The sequence below is a fragment of the Aeromonas sanarellii genome (genome assembly GCF_000820085.1).
Lineage (GTDB): Bacteria > Pseudomonadota > Gammaproteobacteria > Enterobacterales > Aeromonadaceae > Aeromonas > Aeromonas sanarellii.
Map to the genome: position 1 here is coordinate 14,121 of NZ_CDBN01000021.1, position 16,452 is coordinate 30,572.

Annotated in this window: 13 protein-coding genes; 4 read left to right on the plus strand and 9 right to left on the minus strand. The window is 62.5% G+C overall.

What is annotated here, in order from left to right; translation table 11 throughout:
* Window positions 1-178 precede the first annotated feature (178 nt).
* Together fabV and BN1132_RS03735 are read left to right on the plus strand one after the other, a co-directional pair.
* A complete protein-coding gene (fabV, locus tag BN1132_RS03730) occupies window positions 179-1,372 on the plus strand; it encodes an enoyl-ACP reductase FabV (RefSeq protein ID WP_042075152.1) in 1,194 nt (397 codons plus the stop codon).
* Window positions 1,373-1,535: 163 nt separating this feature from the next.
* A complete protein-coding gene (locus tag BN1132_RS03735; protein ID WP_042075153.1) occupies window positions 1,536-3,011 on the plus strand; it encodes a YfcC family protein in 1,476 nt (491 codons plus the stop codon).
* 61 nt (window positions 3,012-3,072) lie between these two features.
* Here the strand turns inward: BN1132_RS03735 and BN1132_RS03740 are convergent, their stop codons facing one another.
* A complete protein-coding gene (locus BN1132_RS03740; RefSeq protein WP_042075154.1) occupies window positions 3,073-4,287 on the minus strand; it encodes a pyridoxal phosphate-dependent aminotransferase in 1,215 nt (404 codons plus the stop codon).
* Window positions 4,288-4,643: 356 nt separating this feature from the next.
* On the opposite strand from BN1132_RS03740, the gene BN1132_RS03745 reads away from it, so the two are divergent.
* Window positions 4,644-4,853 carry a DUF1653 domain-containing protein gene (locus tag BN1132_RS03745; RefSeq protein WP_010674028.1) on the plus strand — a complete coding sequence of 70 codons (210 nt, stop codon included), beginning with the start codon at window positions 4,644-4,646 and terminating at the stop codon, window positions 4,851-4,853.
* A 59-nt stretch (window positions 4,854-4,912) separates the two neighbouring features.
* On the opposite strand, the gene BN1132_RS03750 is transcribed toward BN1132_RS03745, so the two are convergent.
* From BN1132_RS03750 to BN1132_RS03770, 5 genes are all read right to left on the minus strand, one after another.
* A complete protein-coding gene (locus tag BN1132_RS03750; protein WP_010674029.1) occupies window positions 4,913-5,170 on the minus strand; it encodes a GrxA family glutaredoxin in 258 nt (85 codons plus the stop codon).
* 213 nt (window positions 5,171-5,383) lie between these two features.
* Window positions 5,384-6,817, minus strand: a complete 1,434-nt coding sequence (gene dacB / locus BN1132_RS03755; protein WP_042075155.1) for a D-alanyl-D-alanine carboxypeptidase/D-alanyl-D-alanine endopeptidase — start codon at window positions 6,815-6,817, stop codon at window positions 5,384-5,386.
* Between the two features lie 125 nt (window positions 6,818-6,942).
* Window positions 6,943-8,703, minus strand: a complete 1,761-nt coding sequence (locus BN1132_RS03760) for a DNA repair helicase RadD (RefSeq protein ID WP_042075156.1) — start codon at window positions 8,701-8,703, stop codon at window positions 6,943-6,945.
* Window positions 8,704-8,832: 129 nt separating this feature from the next.
* Complete coding sequence (locus tag BN1132_RS03765; RefSeq protein WP_042075157.1) at window positions 8,833-9,870, minus strand: HlyD family secretion protein; 1,038 nt, start codon at window positions 9,868-9,870, stop codon at window positions 8,833-8,835.
* Between the two features lie 10 nt (window positions 9,871-9,880).
* Window positions 9,881-10,213: a DUF3302 domain-containing protein gene (locus BN1132_RS03770; protein ID WP_042075158.1), complete on the minus strand. Its 333-nt coding sequence runs from the start codon at window positions 10,211-10,213 to the stop codon at window positions 9,881-9,883.
* A 245-nt stretch (window positions 10,214-10,458) separates the two neighbouring features.
* On the opposite strand from BN1132_RS03770, the gene BN1132_RS03775 reads away from it, so the two are divergent.
* The gene (locus BN1132_RS03775; protein WP_042075159.1) at window positions 10,459-12,093 is read left to right on the plus strand and encodes a mechanosensitive ion channel family protein; all 1,635 of its coding nucleotides are present in this window, start codon (window positions 10,459-10,461) and stop codon (window positions 12,091-12,093) included.
* Window positions 12,094-12,160: 67 nt separating this feature from the next.
* Here the strand turns inward: BN1132_RS03775 and BN1132_RS03780 are convergent, their stop codons facing one another.
* From BN1132_RS03780 to BN1132_RS03790, 3 genes are all read right to left on the minus strand, one after another.
* The gene (locus BN1132_RS03780) at window positions 12,161-13,582 is read right to left on the minus strand and encodes a carbon starvation CstA family protein (protein ID WP_042075160.1); all 1,422 of its coding nucleotides are present in this window, start codon (window positions 13,580-13,582) and stop codon (window positions 12,161-12,163) included.
* Window positions 13,583-13,722: 140 nt separating this feature from the next.
* Window positions 13,723-14,427 carry a two-component system response regulator BtsR gene (gene btsR / locus BN1132_RS03785; protein WP_042075161.1) on the minus strand — a complete coding sequence of 235 codons (705 nt, stop codon included), beginning with the start codon at window positions 14,425-14,427 and terminating at the stop codon, window positions 13,723-13,725.
* A gap of 50 nt (window positions 14,428-14,477) precedes the next feature.
* On the minus strand, window positions 14,478-16,148 hold the full coding sequence (locus tag BN1132_RS03790; RefSeq protein WP_042075162.1) for a sensor histidine kinase: 1,671 nt from the start codon (window positions 16,146-16,148) through the stop codon (window positions 14,478-14,480).
* Between the last annotated feature and the right edge of the window lie 304 nt (window positions 16,149-16,452).

Here is a 16,452-nt window from a genome sequence, read left to right on the forward strand (position 1 = left end):
GTGATTTCTGATTCACCGAGTTTGATAAATGTGGCCTCTGCTCTGTTTATCGTTTTACCCAGATGCGTTTTTCATTTTTCGCGGCGGGCTACAGTTCAACACATCAGAGCACCATAACGGGCCACAATGAGGTATCTTATGCCCCGATTTCATCCATTTAACGGATCCGAGACCCCATATGATCATCAAACCCAAGGTTCGCGGTTTTATCTGCACCACCACCCACCCGGTCGGTTGTGAAGCCAATGTTCGTCGCCAGATCGCTTATACAAAGGCCAAGGGCGCCATCGAGAATGGCCCCAAGAAGGTGCTGGTGATCGGCGCTTCCACCGGTTATGGCCTGGCCTCCCGCATTGCCGCCGCCTTCGGTAGCGGTGCCGCCACCATCGGCGTCTTCTTCGAAAAAGCGGGCAGCGAGACCAAGACGGCCACCGCCGGCTGGTACAACTCCGCCGCCTTCGACAAGGCCGCCAAAGAGGCGGGTCTCTACGCCAAGAGCGTCAACGGCGATGCCTTCTCCCACGAGTGCCGCGCCAAGGTGATCGAGCTCATCAAGCAGGATCTGGGGCAGATCGATCTGGTGGTCTACTCCCTGGCCTCCCCGGTGCGCAAGCTGCCGGATACCGGCGAAGTGGTGCGCTCCGCCCTGAAACCCATCGGCGAGGTCTACACCTCCACCGCCATCGATACCAACAAGGATCAGATCATCACCGCCACCGTCGAGCCGGCGAATGAGGAAGAGATCCAGAGCACCATCACCGTCATGGGCGGTCAGGACTGGGAGCTGTGGATGGCGGCCCTGCGCGATGCGGGCGTGCTGGCTGACGGCGCCAAGTCCGTGGCCTACTCCTACATCGGTACCGATCTGACCTGGCCCATCTACTGGCATGGCACTCTGGGCCGCGCCAAGGAAGATCTGGACCGCGCCGCCACCGCCATCCGTGGCGATCTGGCTGCCAAGGGCGGTACCGCCCACGTGGCCGTGCTGAAATCCGTGGTGACCCAGGCTTCCAGCGCCATTCCGGTGATGCCGCTCTACATCTCCATGGCCTTCAAGATCATGAAGGAGAAGGGCATTCACGAGGGCTGCATGGAGCAGGTGGATCGCATGATGCGCACCCGTCTGTACGGCGCGGATCTGGCGCTGGACGAGCAGGCCCGCATCCGCATGGATGACTGGGAACTGCGTGATGACGTGCAGCAGACCTGTCGCGATCTGTGGCCCTCCATCACCACCGAGAACCTCTGTGAACTGACCGACTACACCGGCTACAAGCAGGAGTTCCTGCGCCTGTTCGGCTTCGGTCTGGACGAGGTGGACTACGATGCGGACGTGAACCCGGACGTGCAGTTCGACGTGGTCGAGCTGTAAGCCGGTTGTCAGTGCAGACAGGGCCCCGCAGGGCCCTGTTTTTTTTGGCAAGCATTTCTCTGATGACAGAATTTTATTATCCGCGATCACCTTATTTCCACATCAAACCCGCTAGGCTTGCGCTGTTTGGCTTACATGACGGCACTGCCGAGGTACGGAAGCTATGACCACTCCACACGACGCGCCCAAGAAGCGCCAACTCCCCACGGTTTACACCCTGCTCTTTCTCATCATCGCCCTGGTGGCGGCCCTCACCTGGGTGCTGCCGGCGGGCAAATACAACTATGTGACGGCCAAGACCCAGCAGCCGGTGGCGGCTGCGGCCGTGGCGGATTACAGCGGCGGCGAGCGTCTGCTGCCGGTGCCCGGCAGCTACACCGAGCTTCCCTCCCGGCCGCAGGGGGTGTTCGAGGTGCTCAAGGCCCCCATTCAGGGGTTCCACAAGGCGGCCGATGTGGCGCTCTTCGTGCTCATCATCGGCGGTTTTCTGGCGGTGACCATGCAGAGCGGGGCGCTCGATGCCGGGGTGGGGGCCATAGTACGCACCTTCGCCGGGCGCGAGCGACTGCTCATCCCCGTGCTGATCGCCCTGTTTGCCCTTGGCGGCTCCACCTTCGGCATGGCGGAGGAGACGGTGGCCTTCTGGGCGCTCATCGTGCCTGTCATGATGGCGGCGGGCTTCGATCGCATGGTGGCGGCGGGGATCATCCTGCTCGGCTCCGGGGTCGGGGTGCTAGCCTCCACCGTCAACCCGTTTGCCACCGGCATCGCCTCCGGTTTTGCCGGCATCCCCATCGGCGAGGGGATTGGTCTCAGGGTCGTGCAGTGGCTGCTGCTTGTCATTTTCGCCTCCTGGTACGTAATGCGTTACGCCAGGCAGGTGCAGCAGGACAGCGCCCGCTCCGTGCTGGCGGACATCGTCTATGACGACGAGTTCTCCCAGATGAAGAGCGACAACCACGCCTTCAGCGGCAGGCAGAAGCTCACCATGCTGGTCTTCTTCGGCACCTTCCTGCTGATGATCTATGCGGTGGTGCCCTGGTCGGATCTGGGCATCGATCTGCTGCCCACCCTGGGCTGGTGGTTTGACGAGCTCTCCACCCTCTTCTTCAGCGCCTCCATCCTGATCGCGCTCATCAACCGGATGCCCGAGTCCAACTATGTGGCGACCTTCCTGAACGGAGCGCGGGATCTCATCGGGGTGGCTCTGGTGGTGGCGGTGGCGCGTGGCATCTATGTGGTGATGGAGCAGGGCGTCATCATCGACACCATCTTGCACTGGGCCGAGGGGCTGGTGAGCGGGCTGTCGTCGTCGGTGTTCATCCTGATGGCCTATCTGGTGCACATCATCCTGAGCTTCTTCATCCCCTCCACCTCGGGGCTCGCGACCGTCTCCATGCCGCTGATGGGGCCGCTGGCAGACTTTTCCGGCATCTCCCGGGATCTGGTGATCACCGCCTACCAGTCCGCTTCCGGCTGGATCAACCTGTTCGCCCCCACCGCCGCCCACCTGGTGGCGGGGCTGGCGCTCGCCAGGATCCCCTACGATCGCTTCGTGCGCTGGGTGCTGCCCTTTATCATCGGGGTAGGGCTCATCACCATGGGGGTGCTGGTGGCCGGGGCCCTGCTGCACGGCTGATGGGACGTCACACGACAGATAGAAAAAAGGCTCCCGAAGGAGCCTTTTTCATGTTCAGAGCTTACTGCTTGTAGCCCTTGAGGAAACGGGCGAGACGGCCGATGGCCTCTTCGAGCTCCTCTTCCCGGGGCAGGAAGACCAGGCGGAAGTGATCCGGCGCGGGCCAGTTGAAGCCGGTGCCCTGCACCAGCAGCAGCTTCTCCTGCTGCAGCAGGTCGAACACCATCTTCTGGTCGTCGCGAATGTCGTACACCTTGGGGTCCAGGCGCGGGAACATGTAGAGCGCCCCCTTGGGCTTGACGCAGGAGACCCCCGGAATGTCGTTGAGCAGCTCCCACGCCTTGTCCCGCTGGCGACGCAGGCGACCACCCGGCAGGATCAGCTCGTTGATGCTCTGATAACCGCCAAGGGCGGTCTGGATGGCATGCTGCATGGGCACGTTGGCACAGAGCCGCATGGAAGCCAGCATCTCCAGCCCCTCGATATAGCCCTTGGCACGGCCCTTGGGTCCGGTGATGACCATCCAGCCCTGGCGGAAGCCGCAGGCGCGGTAGGCCTTGGAGAGGCCATTGAAGGTCACTACCATCACATCGTCGCAAAGGGTGCAGACGCTGGTGTGGGAGATGTCGTCGTAGAGGATCTTGTCGTAGATCTCGTCGGCGAAGATGATGAGGTTGTGCTGGCGGGCGATCTCGATCACCTCCAGCAGGAACTCGCTGCCGTAGACGGCGCCGGTCGGGTTGTTGGGGTTGATCAGCACCAGGCCGCGGGTGCGCGGGGTGATGCGGGCGCGGATGTCGTCGAGATCCGGATACCAGTCGGCCTCTTCGTCACAGCGGTAGTGCACCGCATGGCCACCGGAGAGGGTGACGGCAGCGGTCCAGAGCGGGTAGTCGGGGGAGGGGACCAGCATCTCGTCGCCGTTGTTGAGCAGCGCCTGCATCGCCATCACGATGAGCTCGCTCGCGCCGTTGCCGATGTAGATGTCGTCGATGTCGACCTTGCGCATCCCTTTCTGCTGGTAGTACTGCATCACCGCCTTGCGGGCCGAGAAGAGCCCCTTGGAGTCGCAGTAGCCCTGGCTCTGGGGCATGTTGAGGATCACATCCTTGATGATCTCCTCCGGTGCTTCGAAGCCAAACGGGGCCGGATTGCCGATGTTGAGCTTGATGATGCGGTGACCTTCGTCTTCGAGACGGCGAGCTTCCTTATGCACCGGGCCGCGGATGTCATAGCAGACATCGTCGAGCTTGTGCGACTTGTCGATAGTGAACATGGTGAGCGTGATTCCTTCCCCGTGGGGCGCGTTGGCAGAAAAGCTGTTTTTAGTATCAAATTTCTCTGCCCCTATTCTTCACAGAATTGAATGCTAGAACAATCTAATTTATGGAATAAATCCCTGATATTTACCCCTGAAACAGGGTTGTTGAAATGTTAAATTCAGCATGATCGTTTGCCTCTCTTTGGTGAATTAGTGAAAGATGAGGGGCAGATTCATAAAGCAACATGAGTGTATTGAAATATCTCCCCCATCTGGCACGATTGGCTGGGGTAAAAAAGGCCCCGACCCGTCGGTCTGCCAGGGGAGCACGCAGGCACGGGGGCTCATCTTCCCGCTCTCGAGGTTCACTCATGCAGGCACCCGCCACCGGTCGCTACCGCCATTTCAAGGGGGGCTATTACCAGGTTCTGGCCCTGGCCTTGCACACCGAAACCCAGGAGCAGCTGGTGATCTATCAATCCGAACAGGATGGTCAGGTCTATGCCCGCCCCGTCGCCATGTTCATGGAGTGGATTGAACATCAGGGACAGGTGGTGAGCCGCTTCACGCCGGTGGCCTGAGGCAGGCTTGGCGACATGAAAAAAGGCGCCAGAGGCGCCATTTTTCATGGTGTCGGGGCTTAAAGACCCAGATTGGCTCTGGCATAGGCCTCAAAATCGGTGCAGCCGCCGATGTGCTGCTCATCCAGGAAGATCTGCGGCACAGTGGTGACCGGCTTGCCCGCCTTGGCGGCGAGATCGTCCTTGGTCAGCCCGGCCACGTTGATATCCACGTAGCGGAACTCGAAGTCATCGCGCTCCTCGGTCAGTTGCTCGGCAATCTGCTTGGCACGCACGCAATAGGGGCAACCGGGACGACCAAAAATCTCTACAAACATCTTTTCTCTCCATTAAACAAGCCGTTGAAGAAGGCCATTGAGACGAGGCTGGGCACAGCATAGCCCTGGCGCCCTGTCAGTCAAAGCTGAAAATAGCGATGCTTACGTTCGCCATCTCCGATTGCGCCCACTGTTGATGACGGCGCCAGCGTCCCTGTTTCGCCCCAAGGCCGGGGAATCGAGCCGCCTTGCCGGCAAGACAGCCCGTCTGTCTCACTGCTCGACGATCTGGATGGGTTGTTGCTGGTAGATGCTCTCCAGCACGCCTTTTTCGAAGACAGTCCAGGGCCAGGGCGCCTTGCTGGCGCGGTAGCGCTCGTGGGTCGCCGGATCCTGGGAGAGACCGCGCTGGAACATCACGAAGGCCTTGCGATGGCCACCGGCGGTGTCGATGAAGCCGGCGAGGTTAGACGTACCTGTGATGGTACCGGTCTTGGCGTGCACCTTGTTCTTCATCATGGGGGCAGTGACGCTGCGTCGCCAGGCCAGGGTGCCGTCCACCTGGGAGCTTGGCAGCAGCTTGATGAAGTCGAGCTCGGCATCGTTCTTCTGGATGAAGTTAAGCACCGACAACATCTGGCGCGCGCTGATGAGATTGTGGGCGGAGAGGCCGGAGCCGTCGGCCAGGGTGGCGTTGCCAAGGTCAATGCCGTGCTTGGTCAGGATGGCGCGCACCGCCATGGTGCCGCTGCGATAGCTGCCCGGCTTGTTGTAGTAGTGGCGGCCCACCGTCTTCAAGAAGGTGTCGGCGTAGAGGTTGTCCGACTTCTTCAGCATCTTGGCGAGCATCACCGGCAGGGAGACGGAGTAGTGGGTGGCCAGGGTCTGGGCGCCCACCGGCGCCTGGTGGGTGACCCGCAGCAGGCCGTCGTGGCGGATACCGGCGCGGTTCATGGCCCAGCGGATGTTGTCCCAGCCCCAGGCTTCCACATCGTGAATGGCGAAGCGCAGCCCCTGTGGCTCCTTGTTCGGGGTGATGCAGCCCTTGAGCTCGTAGAAGTTGCCCTTGGCCATGTCCACCTCCAGGGCGCAGAACTGGCGCGCCATGTCGCCATAGCTCATCACCTCCACGTTGTCGGCGCCGATGCCGATGGGCACGCCGGTGGCCACGTTGCCCACCGCCGGTCTGCCGATCTGGGTGGCGGTGACGGTGCCGTAGGCGCAGTTCTTGTCGATGATGACGGAGGAGACGGGGGCGGCGAAGCAGAGGGTCTGATCCCCCCAGGACCAGCCATTGCCGCGCTCATAGCCGTTGTAGGCGCCGGTGTTGACGTAGACGTTGCCCTGGATGCGGGAGACCCCGAGCTGCTTGAACAGGGCCACCAGATCCATGCGCGACAGGGTGGGGTCGCCCACGAAGTTGATCCAGATGTCGCCGTTGATGGCATCCCCCTGCTTGGCGCCGGACTGGGCCTGGATATCGGTGGCGAAGCGAAAATCGGCGCCGAGCTCGAGGCGGGCTGCCAGGGCGGTCAGCACCTTCATGGTGGAGGCGGGCGCTATCATGTCGTCCGCGTTGCGGGAAAACTCGATGCCGTTGTTGCCCTGGACGATGACGGCATACTGGCCCCCCTTGGGCGGGGTCAGCGGGGTGGCCTGGGCCACCAGGGAAAAGAGAGCACAAAAACCAATCAACAGCCGCTGCATAACATCCTCTAACGTGACGAAGGGGCGCGGCAGTGGTGCCGGCCCTGACAATTCAACCTTGTGTCACCAGCCGATGCGGGCTCGGCCGTGACGAAGCCATTCATGATGCCGGTCGCCCCTTGCCGCTACGTCGGAGCGTTGGCGGTGCGGTAGCGGCCGTCATAATCAAAAATCTTCTCCTTTATCTGCCAGAAGCGGCCCGATTTGCGGGCGATGACGAAATCGGGGTGGCGAAACTGGCGCGCCAACGCCAGCACGCTCGCCAGGGTGGCAAATTCGGGCTCCAGGCCCGGGGCGGGCCAATGATGACGCACAAAGCGCTGTTGAAACAAGCGCCGTGCACCCTCGGAGTGAAAACCGAAGTACTCGCTCAGGGTGAGACCGTCCTCGTCGTGGTAGGTCACCTCCAGCCGCTCCCCCTGTTTGCCACGTCCGGCACTCAGCGTCAGGCCGGCGCAGCGGATCACCATGCAGTCCTTGAGATTGAGCGCCTCCTTGAGTTTGTCGTCAGGGTCCACCAGCAGCTGATCGCAGTGCTGGCAGCGGCGGGCGGCGATATCGTTCTCCGCCCCGCAAGCCGGGCAGATCTTGGCGCGAAAGCGGTAGTCACACTCCTCGCGATGGCCCTCGTCATCTTCAAACAGTCCCTGACAGCGACGGCCGTAGTGCTCGATCACCTTGCCATCCTCGTCGGTCTTGCCCCAGAAGGTGTTGGCAAAGCCGCAGGCGGGGCAGGGCACCAGCACCGGCTCGGTGCCGGCGTGGGGTCTGGGCTCCCCCACCTCGGGGGCAAACAGGTTGAAGTTGTTGCCGGCATAGTCGAGCACCAGGCAGTCGGTCTTGCCCGGCGACAGGCGCAGGCCGCGCCCCACGATCTGCTGATAGAGAGACACCGACTCGGTGGGCCTCAGCATCACGATGAGATCCACGTGGGGGGCGTCAAACCCCGTGGTCAGCACCGCCACGTTGACCAGAAACTTGAGCTCGCGGGCCTTGAAGGCATGGATCAGGGCATCGCGCTCCGGACCCGGGGTCTCTCCGGTGATCAGGGCGGCCTGTTCCCCGCGCGCGCCCAGCAGGCCGTGGATTTCCCGGGCATGCTCGACGGTGGCGGCGAAGATCATCACCCCCTGGCGCTCGCGGGCATACTCCAGCACCTGGCTCAGGATATGGGGGGTGACCCGCTCCTGGCGTTTGAGCTCGCCGTTGAGCTCGGCCTCGCTGAACAGGCCGTTCTCCCGCGGCACCAGCCGGCTGAAGTCGTAGTGGACTATGGGGGCATCCACCAGGCGCGGCGGCGTCAGGTAGCCGTTTTTGACCATGAAGCGCAGGGGCAGCTCGAACACGCAGTCGCCGAACAGCCGCTCCCCGTGGCTCTTGACCATGCCGTGGTAATGGCGCCGGTAAATCCAGCCGAGGCCGAGACGATAGGGGGTGGCGGTGAGACCCAGGATCTTGAGGGCTGGGTTGGCGGTCTTGAGATGGGCGATCACCTGATGGTACTGGCTGTCGTCATCGAGCGAAACCCGATGACACTCGTCGATGATGAGCAGGGAAAAGGCCCCGTCGAAGGCAGCCAGATTGCGTGCCACCGACTGCACCGAGCCGAACACCACCTGGGCGCTCGCCTCCTTGCGATCCAGCCCGGCGGCGAAGATGTCGGCCTTGAGCCCCCAGGCCTCGTACTTGGCGTGGTTCTGCTCCACCAGCTCCTTGACGTGGGCCAGCACCAGCACCCGGCCACGGGCCTTGCGCGCCAGCTCGGCGATCACCAGGCTCTTGCCGGCGCCGGTGGGCAGCACCACCACGGCGGGATCCGGGTGCTTGCGAAAGTGGCGGATCACGGCGTTGACGGCGTCGGTTTGATAGGGTCTGAGAACGAACATGGGGAACGGCTGTGGCGCAAGGTGGCGCCATTATAGGGATCTTGCGGCGAAAATGCAGCGAGGGGAGGGGGCGGTGCCCCAGACGAAAACGGGCCGGCATGATGCCGGCCCGCAGACACTGGCGAGTGCTTAGTGGAAGGGGAACAGGTAGTTGAGCCAGCTGCCCATGCGCATCAGGATCTTGCGCATGATGGCCACGTGGTGGAAGTGCTCTGTGTAGATGGCGGCCTGGCCGCTGGAGCCGGCAATCACCTGGTACTTCGCCCACTCGGGATCGGTGATCTCGAGGATGATGGGCAGGCGGCCCGGTACCTGGGCGGAGGTCTGATCGATGAGCCCTGCCTGGGCCTGGATGTTGCCCGGCGCCATGGCGGGGATCACGGACTGCACCCTGGCCTTGAAGATCCGGCCGGGGATACCGTCCAGCACCACCTCGGCCTCATCGCCATCCTTCAGCCGCTGCATGCTGTTTTGCCAGAACCAGCCGACGTAGGCGTTTTCATCTTCATGGATGAAGGTCATCACGGGGCGATACATGAAGGGGGCGGCGATCATGCCGGGACGCAGCGCCAGCTGCACCACATGGCCGTCGCTCGGGGCGTAGACCACGGTCTGATCCAGCTCGTACTTGGCGATGTTGAGCTGGGCGCTCAGGTCATCCAGCGACGCCTTCTGTTGGTCAATCTGGGCAACGATGTCGTCCACGTTGGCCTGGGTCACGTCGAGATCACGCTGCTTGCCGATGCCGCGACGCATCAGCTCCTGGGCGCGATCCCGGTCCAGACTGGCGGAGCGCAATCTGGCGTCGAGGGCCTTGAGATAGTCCTGGTTGGAGGCGAGCCGCGCCGTCAGGCTGGCGACTTTCTCCTGGAAGGGCACAGCATCCAGGCGAAACAGCACATCACCCTGCTTGACCGGCTGGTTGGCCTTGACCGGCACCTCGGTGACCCGCCCCTTGACCAGGGGAACGACGGGGGTGGAGACGTAGTAATTGCGGGCCAGCTCCGAATAGGGGTGGTTGTAGTTCATCAGCGTGATGAGCGCCCCGATAATGAAGACACCGCCGAGCACGGCCGTGGGCACACTCCACTTGTTGAGCGGGATCTTGAAGATCTTGAAAATACCTACGCAGAGGGCCGTATAGGTGAGAATAAGTAGCAGGTCCATGTAGGGTCACCTATTTATCTGTCTGTTCGAGCGTGGTCATGCGGGCTTGCAGTGCGGCCAGCTCCTGCTTGAGGGCGCTGATCTCGTCTTCGTCTTTTTGCAGCCGTTGATTGAAACCCCAACCGCGATCGGGGCGATAAATCGTGGCCCAGATCCAGAGGAAGGGCCAGAGCACATGCAGGGTGAACAGGCTGACCCAGCCTGCCACGTGAATGGCGTCCTGGTGAGGGTGCTGACGATGCTTGGCAATCTCGTACGGAATATCGTGAATGACGATAACGCCATAGAACATGACCAAGACGACAAACACCAGTATTCCCAGGGCAATGTAGTCAAGTACCATCGATTTCTCCCATCTTAGTCGCGAGGTAATGCCTTGTTTCGTCTAGACAAGGCATCCGGCCATGATGACAGCATATTAGCTGAGTGCAAGAGTGCAACAGGGGAGTTGATATTCCGGTACAGGCCCGGTTAACCGGTTGGCTATTTATCGCCCATCCTTCATTTCCTTCTGTAAAATCAAACGGGAACGAGATTCGTCTGTCTCATGGCTAAAGGACGGGAGACGCGATGGAAAGGGGATGCAGGATGGGCCGCCGGTGGGTGGCACTGTTATTGTTCGTTGCCGTGCAAAGCGGCAGCATCTGGGCCGCAGAACCCAGGATGGAACCGACCGAGCAGGAGAGGGCCCAGACCCTGATCCTGCTCCATGAGCCCATCGTCATGTTGCAGGCGACCTTCGGCAGCCTGGACGGGGCGGCCCGGGTGAGGTTGACCCATGAGCGGATCCAGCGCCTGGACCCAGCGGATCTGAACCATCCCATCACTGTGGTCAAGGGTCGCCGGCAAGGGCAGGAGAGCCGGGAGTTTCTGGTCAATGGCAAGCGGATCCTGGTGCTGATGGAAGGAGATCTGGAGACCCTAGACGAACTCAGCCTGGAGCAGGCGAGCGAGCGCGTGCGGGGGCGGCTCGACAAGGTGCGCCTCAAGTACCTCGAACTGCACTCGCGCCCCTATCTGATCAAGGCAGGCGGCAAGGCGGTGGCGGCCAGCCTGCTCTTCTTCGCCGTCATCTGGCAGCTGCAGCGGGGCCACAGACGAATTAGAAGGTGGCTCGCCAATCGCCTGCTGCAGCAGAAGGGGTTGATCCCGCACCAGTGGCGCCAGGTGGCGGGCAACGTGGAGGTGCGCCTGCTCAGCCTGGTGACCCTGTTGCTGCTCTTCATGCTCACCTATGGCTGGCTCACCTATGTGCTTGGCCTCTTCCCCCAGACCCGGGCCTGGAGCGAACGGCTGGGGGATTCCCTGTTCGCCCTGTGCGGCGACATGCTGGAGGGCATGATAGCCGCCATGCCGGGGCTGGTGACCGTGCTGCTGATCGTGCTCATCACCCGCTTCTTCATCCGGGTGCTGGCCATCCTCTTCGATCGCATCGAGCGCGGTCAGTTGCGGGTGCAGGGGGTGCATGCGGAGACCATAGGGGCGACCCGGCGCTTGCTCTCCGTGGTGATCTGGCTGTTTGCCCTGACCGTGGCCTACCCCTACCTGCCCGGTGCCGACTCCGACGCCTTCAAGGGGATCAGCGTCTTCTTCGGTCTGATGGTAACCCTGGGGTCGGCCGGCATCATGAACCACGCCATGAGCGGCCTGGTGCTCATCTATTCCCGCGCGCTGAGGCCCGGGGATCTGGTGCAGATTGGGGAGGTGGAGGGGATGGTGAGCGAGCTCAATGCCCTCTCCACCAAGCTGGTGACGCGCCAGGATCACGAGGTCACCCTGCCCAATGCGGTGGTGGTGGGAGGCAAGGTGGTCAACCTGACGCGGCTGGCGGGGGAGAAGGGGGTGGCGCTCCTGACCAGGGTGACCATAGGCTACGATGCCCCCTGGCGTCAGGTGCACGCCATGCTGGAGCTGGCGGCCAGACGTTGTACCCTGCTCAACCAGGACGAACCGCCCCTGGTGCGGCAGTTGAACCTGCAGGACTGGTATGTGGAATATGAGCTGCAGGTGCGGATGAAGGGGGATCTGCTGCCCGCCGTGGTCAAGACGGAGCTGCACGGCCATATCCAGGATGTCTTCAACGAGTTCGGGGTGCAGATCATGTCCCCCAACTTCATCGCCCAGCCGGAGCAGGCGGTGCTGGTGGCCAGGGAACACTGGTATCAGTCGCCTGCGCAGCCTCCTGAGGTTCCCGCCGGCAGTGAGCCCCCACCCAAGACATGACCCCAAAAAGAGGAGGCCCGGCAGCAATGCCGGGCCTCTTGTCATGGGGCAGCGTCAGTCTCGCGACTCAGCTCTCCTTGGCTTCCCGCAACTGGGAGGGTCTGAACTTCACCAGGAAGGCCAAGGTGATGAGGGCGGTGCTCACCAGACCGATGAGGGTGGAGACGTTCATCGCGAGACCAAAGCCGATGGGGGCGTTGGCCAGGTAGGTGATCACCACGGCGGTCATGAAGATGGCGGGAATGGTGCAGACCCAGTGCAGCTTGCCCTCCTTGATGAGGTAGGCGGCTGCTGCCCACAGCATGATGACGGCCGTGGTCTGGTTGGCCCAGCCGAAGTAGCGCCAGATCACCCCGAACTCGGCCTTGGAGATGATGAAACCAAGGATGAACATCGGTATGGCGATCAGCAGACGCTTGGCCATGGGCTTCTGGGTCAGCTTCAGGAAGTCCGCGATGATGAGGCGGGCGCTGCGAAACGCGGTGTCACCCGAGGTGATGGGCAGGATCACCACGCCGAGGATGGCCAGGATGCCGCCGACTGTGCCGAGCAGGCTGGTGGAGACCTCGTGTACCACGGCGGAGGGGCCGCCGCTCGCCAGGGTGGCGTTGAGCGCTTCTGTGCTGTCGTAGAAGGAGAGACCCAGGGTGCACCAGATGAGGGCGATGATTCCTTCCCCTATCATGGCGCCGTAGAAGATGAAGCGGCCGGAGCTTTCGTTCTGCATGCAGCGCGCCATCAGCGGCGACTGGGTGGCGTGGAAGCCCGACACGGCGCCGCAGGCGATGGTGATGAACAAGAGCGGCCAGAGCGGCAGTTCGGTCGGGTGCAGGTTGGAGAAGTCCATCCCTGTGTTGTAGAAGCCCTTGCCGGAGACCATGAGGCCGATGATGAGGCCGACCGACATGAACACCAGCAGGGCGCCGAAGATCGGGTAGAAGCGACCGATGATCTTGTCGATGGGGACTATGGTGGCCAGGATGTAGTAGGCGAAGATGGCCGCAATCCAGTAGACCAGATCGGTGGAGGTGAGGTTGGCGAGCAGGCCCGCCGGGCTCAGCACAAATACCACGCCCACCAGCATGAGCAGCACCACGGCAAACAGGTTCATGAAGTGCTTGGCGGCGTTGCCGAGGTGCTCGCCGACCACGGTTGGCACCGAGGCGCCCCTGGCACGCACCGACAGCATGCCGGAGAAGTAGTCGTGCACCGCGCCGGCGAAGATGCAGCCGAAGACGATCCAGAGCATGGCGACCGGGCCATAGAGGGCTCCCAGGATGGGACCGAAGATGGGGCCGACGCCGGCGATGTTGAGCAGCTGCACCAGATAGACCTTCTTGTCCGACATGGGGACATAGTCCACCCCGTCCGCCATGGTGATGGCGGGGGTTTTCAGCTCGGGTTTGGGGCCGAATATCCGTTCGATGAATTTGCCGTAGAGGAAGTAGCCGGCTACGAGCAAGCCGACACAGAGGAAGAACCAGATCATTGTTACGCTCCTGCCTTGTTATTGTTGGGTGTGCGCGGCCAGTCTAGATGTGCGCCCCTGTTAACGGCAGGTAAAGAAGATGAGCGGTCATATGGCGACCCGAGCGGTCGGTGCTCGTGATCCGGCTCACATCGCGGGGCTTACTCCAGCCCCAGTTCGTCCTTCAGTTCCTTCAGGTAGCGGCGGCTGACCGGTACCCGGGCACCGCTCGGTGTCACCATCTCCGCCAACTGGTTGTCCAGCAGCCGGATCTCGAAGATGGCGTCGGGGGCGATGAGATACTGGCGGTGGCAGCGCAGCAGCGGGGTCTTCTCCTCCAGGGACTTGAGGGTGAGCTGGGTGTGAAACAGCTCGCCCCGGCTGGCGACGTGCACGCCGCCGAGATCGGAGAAGGCGTACTCCACCTGTTCGATGGGCAGCAGCCGCACCCGGTTGTGCAGGTAGCCGGGGATATGGCGGATGGTCGGGGCCAGGTTTCCGACCGGTTGCGGGGTGATGTCCTGCCTGAGTCGCCCAAGCGTCTTGGCGAGGCGCGCCGGCTCCACCGGCTTGAGCAGGTAGTCGAAGGCGTTCTCCTCGAACGCCTGGATGGCGTAGTCGTCGAAGGCGGTGACGAAGACGATGCGGGGCAGGGGATCCAGCATGGCCACCAGTTCCATGCCGCTGAGCTTGGGCATCTGGATGTCGAGAAACACCACGTCGGGCTTGAGCCGCTGGATCAGCGGCAGCGCCTCGATGGCGTTGGCGGCCGTGCCCAGCAGCTCGATATCGGACTCGGCGGCCAGGTGCTGCATCAGCTCCTCGCGGGCATAAAGCTCGTCATCGACGATCAGGGTGCGGATCATGGGGTCTCCTGGGGGACGGGGGGCAAAGATGGTGTGTTGCGGCGGCCGGGTCATGACGCCTCCCTGGGCAGGGTGACGGAGATCCGGGTCCAGCAGTCGGGCTCGCAGCTGACGCTCAGGCCATAGCGGTTGCCGAAGGCGCTCTTGAGGCGCCTGTCCACCAGGGTCATGCCGAGGCCGTCGCCGGCCGGTTTCTCCTGCCAGGTGCCGGCGTTGTCCTCCACGTGGAGGGTGACCTGTTCCGCCGTCTGCTCGGCGTAGAGGCGAATGCGCCCCTGCTCCAGCAGGGTGGAGATGCCGTGCTTGATGGCATTCTCGATGAGAGGCTGCAGGGTGAAGCTCGGCAGCTTGAGGCCGGCGAGGGCGGGCGGGATCTCGTTTTGCACCGTCAGCCTGTCGCCAAAGCGGGCCAGCTCGATCTCCAGATAGGACTGGCAGTGCTCCTGCTCCTCCTGCAGGGTGGCCAGGCCGCTCTGGCGCTTGAGGTTCTTGCGAAAGAACAGGGAGAGGTGCAGCAGCAGCTGGCGCGCCCGCTCGGGCTCGCGCCGGGTGATGGCGCTGATGGTGTTGAGGGTGTTGAACAGGAAGTGGGGATTGATCTGGGCCTGCACCAGCTTGAGCTCGGACTGCACCAGCAGCCGCTGCTGCTGCTCCAGCCGGCCGGTCAGCAACTGCTGGGAGAGCAGGTTGGCGATCCCTTCCCCCAGGGTGTGGTTGATCTTGAGAAACAGCCGCTTCTTGGGTTCGTAGAGCTTGATGGTGCCGATCACCCCCTGATCCCCCTGCAACGGGATCACCAGCACAGAGCCGAGCTGACACTGGGGGGAGATGCTGCAGCGGTAAGGCTGGCTGTTGCCGTCGGCAAACAGCACCTTGTTGCGGGCGATGGCCTGCAGGGTGATGGCCGAGGTGATGGGGGTACCCGGCTGGTGGTGCTCCTCGCCGATGCCGATGAAGGCGAGGATCTTGTCGGTATCCGTGATGGCGACGGCCCCGACGCCGGTCTCCTCCTGGATGATGCTGGCGATCTTGTGGCTGGCCTCGGGGGTGAAGCCCTGGCTCATGATGCCGACGGTGCGGTTGGCGATATTGAGCGCCTTGGCGGAGAAGACCCGGGAGAACTTCTCGTACATCTGCTGCTGATCGCGGATCATGCTGATGAAGAGCGCGGCGCCGCAGGAGTTGGCCAGGATCATGGGGGTGGCGATGGTGCGCACCAGCAGCAGGGATTTATCGAATGGCGTGGCCACCAGCAGGATGATCACCATCTGCATGATCTCGGCGTAGAGGGTGGTGAAGAAGGCGATGCGCGGCTCGAACAGCGCATCCATCTTGCCCGCCCGCATCAGCCGCCAGTGCACCAGCCCGCCCAGCAGCCCCTCGCAGGTGGTGGAGATGGCGCAGGCGAGATCGGTGAACCCCCCCAGGGTATAGCGGTGCAGGCCGCCGGTCAGCCCCACCAGGAAGCCCACCAGCGGGCCCCCCAGCAGCCCGCCCAGCACGGCGCCGACGGCCCGGGTGTTGGCGATGGCGTCGTCGATGTCCAGCCCCACATAGGTACCCAGGATGCAGAAGCTGGAGAAGATGAGGTAGATGAGCACCTTGTGGGGAAGTCTGACCGAGTAGTTGGCCAGGGGGCGCAGCAGCGGACTCTTGGAAAAGAGGTAGGCGATGACCAGGCTGACGCTCATCTGCTGGAGCAGGGAGAGAACTAACTGCATAAAAAACCTTCTTCAAGAATCATGCCGAGCCCGTGAGTCACCCTGGCGCACTGTGAGCCAGATCTCGTCCTGGTGCATGCCGCGACCCTGTTGCGGAGGCAGTTTGCCAGAATGGAAAAATAAAACCATATAAAATCAGAGTGTTAAATTGATATTTGTGTAATCTGCCAGCGCTTGGTATTGCTGGAGAGAGCATGAATGTATCCGCCGGATACGCCACACGGAGGTGGCATGCTCCGCCCGGCCTTCGGCTGGGCGTTTTTTATCCGGTGCCAATGGCGGACGATTTCGAGGGGGCTTGAGC

Excerpts from the sequence above, each read along its gene's own strand:
- fabV (WP_042075152.1), top strand. The coding sequence starts at position 179 with ATGATCATCAAACCCAAGGTTCGCGGTTTTATCTGCACCACCACCCAC.
- BN1132_RS03765 (WP_042075157.1), bottom strand. The coding sequence starts at position 9,870 with ATGGACCTGCTACTTATTCTCACCTATACGGCCCTCTGCGTAGGTATT.
- BN1132_RS03735 (WP_042075153.1), top strand. The coding sequence starts at position 1,536 with ATGACCACTCCACACGACGCGCCCAAGAAGCGCCAACTCCCCACGGTT.
- btsR (WP_042075161.1), bottom strand. The coding sequence starts at position 14,427 with ATGATCCGCACCCTGATCGTCGATGACGAGCTTTATGCCCGCGAGGAG.
- BN1132_RS03780 (WP_042075160.1), bottom strand. The coding sequence starts at position 13,582 with ATGATCTGGTTCTTCCTCTGTGTCGGCTTGCTCGTAGCCGGCTACTTC.
- BN1132_RS03750 (WP_010674029.1), bottom strand. The coding sequence starts at position 5,170 with ATGTTTGTAGAGATTTTTGGTCGTCCCGGTTGCCCCTATTGCGTGCGT.
- BN1132_RS03770 (WP_042075158.1), bottom strand. The coding sequence starts at position 10,213 with ATGGTACTTGACTACATTGCCCTGGGAATACTGGTGTTTGTCGTCTTG.
- BN1132_RS03760 (WP_042075156.1), bottom strand. The coding sequence starts at position 8,703 with ATGTTCGTTCTCAGACCCTATCAAACCGACGCCGTCAACGCCGTGATC.
- BN1132_RS03740 (WP_042075154.1), bottom strand. The coding sequence starts at position 4,287 with ATGTTCACTATCGACAAGTCGCACAAGCTCGACGATGTCTGCTATGAC.
- dacB (WP_042075155.1), bottom strand. The coding sequence starts at position 6,817 with ATGCAGCGGCTGTTGATTGGTTTTTGTGCTCTCTTTTCCCTGGTGGCC.
- BN1132_RS03775 (WP_042075159.1), top strand. The coding sequence starts at position 10,459 with ATGGGCCGCCGGTGGGTGGCACTGTTATTGTTCGTTGCCGTGCAAAGC.
- BN1132_RS03790 (WP_042075162.1), bottom strand. The coding sequence starts at position 16,148 with ATGCAGTTAGTTCTCTCCCTGCTCCAGCAGATGAGCGTCAGCCTGGTC.
- BN1132_RS03745 (WP_010674028.1), top strand. The coding sequence starts at position 4,644 with ATGCAGGCACCCGCCACCGGTCGCTACCGCCATTTCAAGGGGGGCTAT.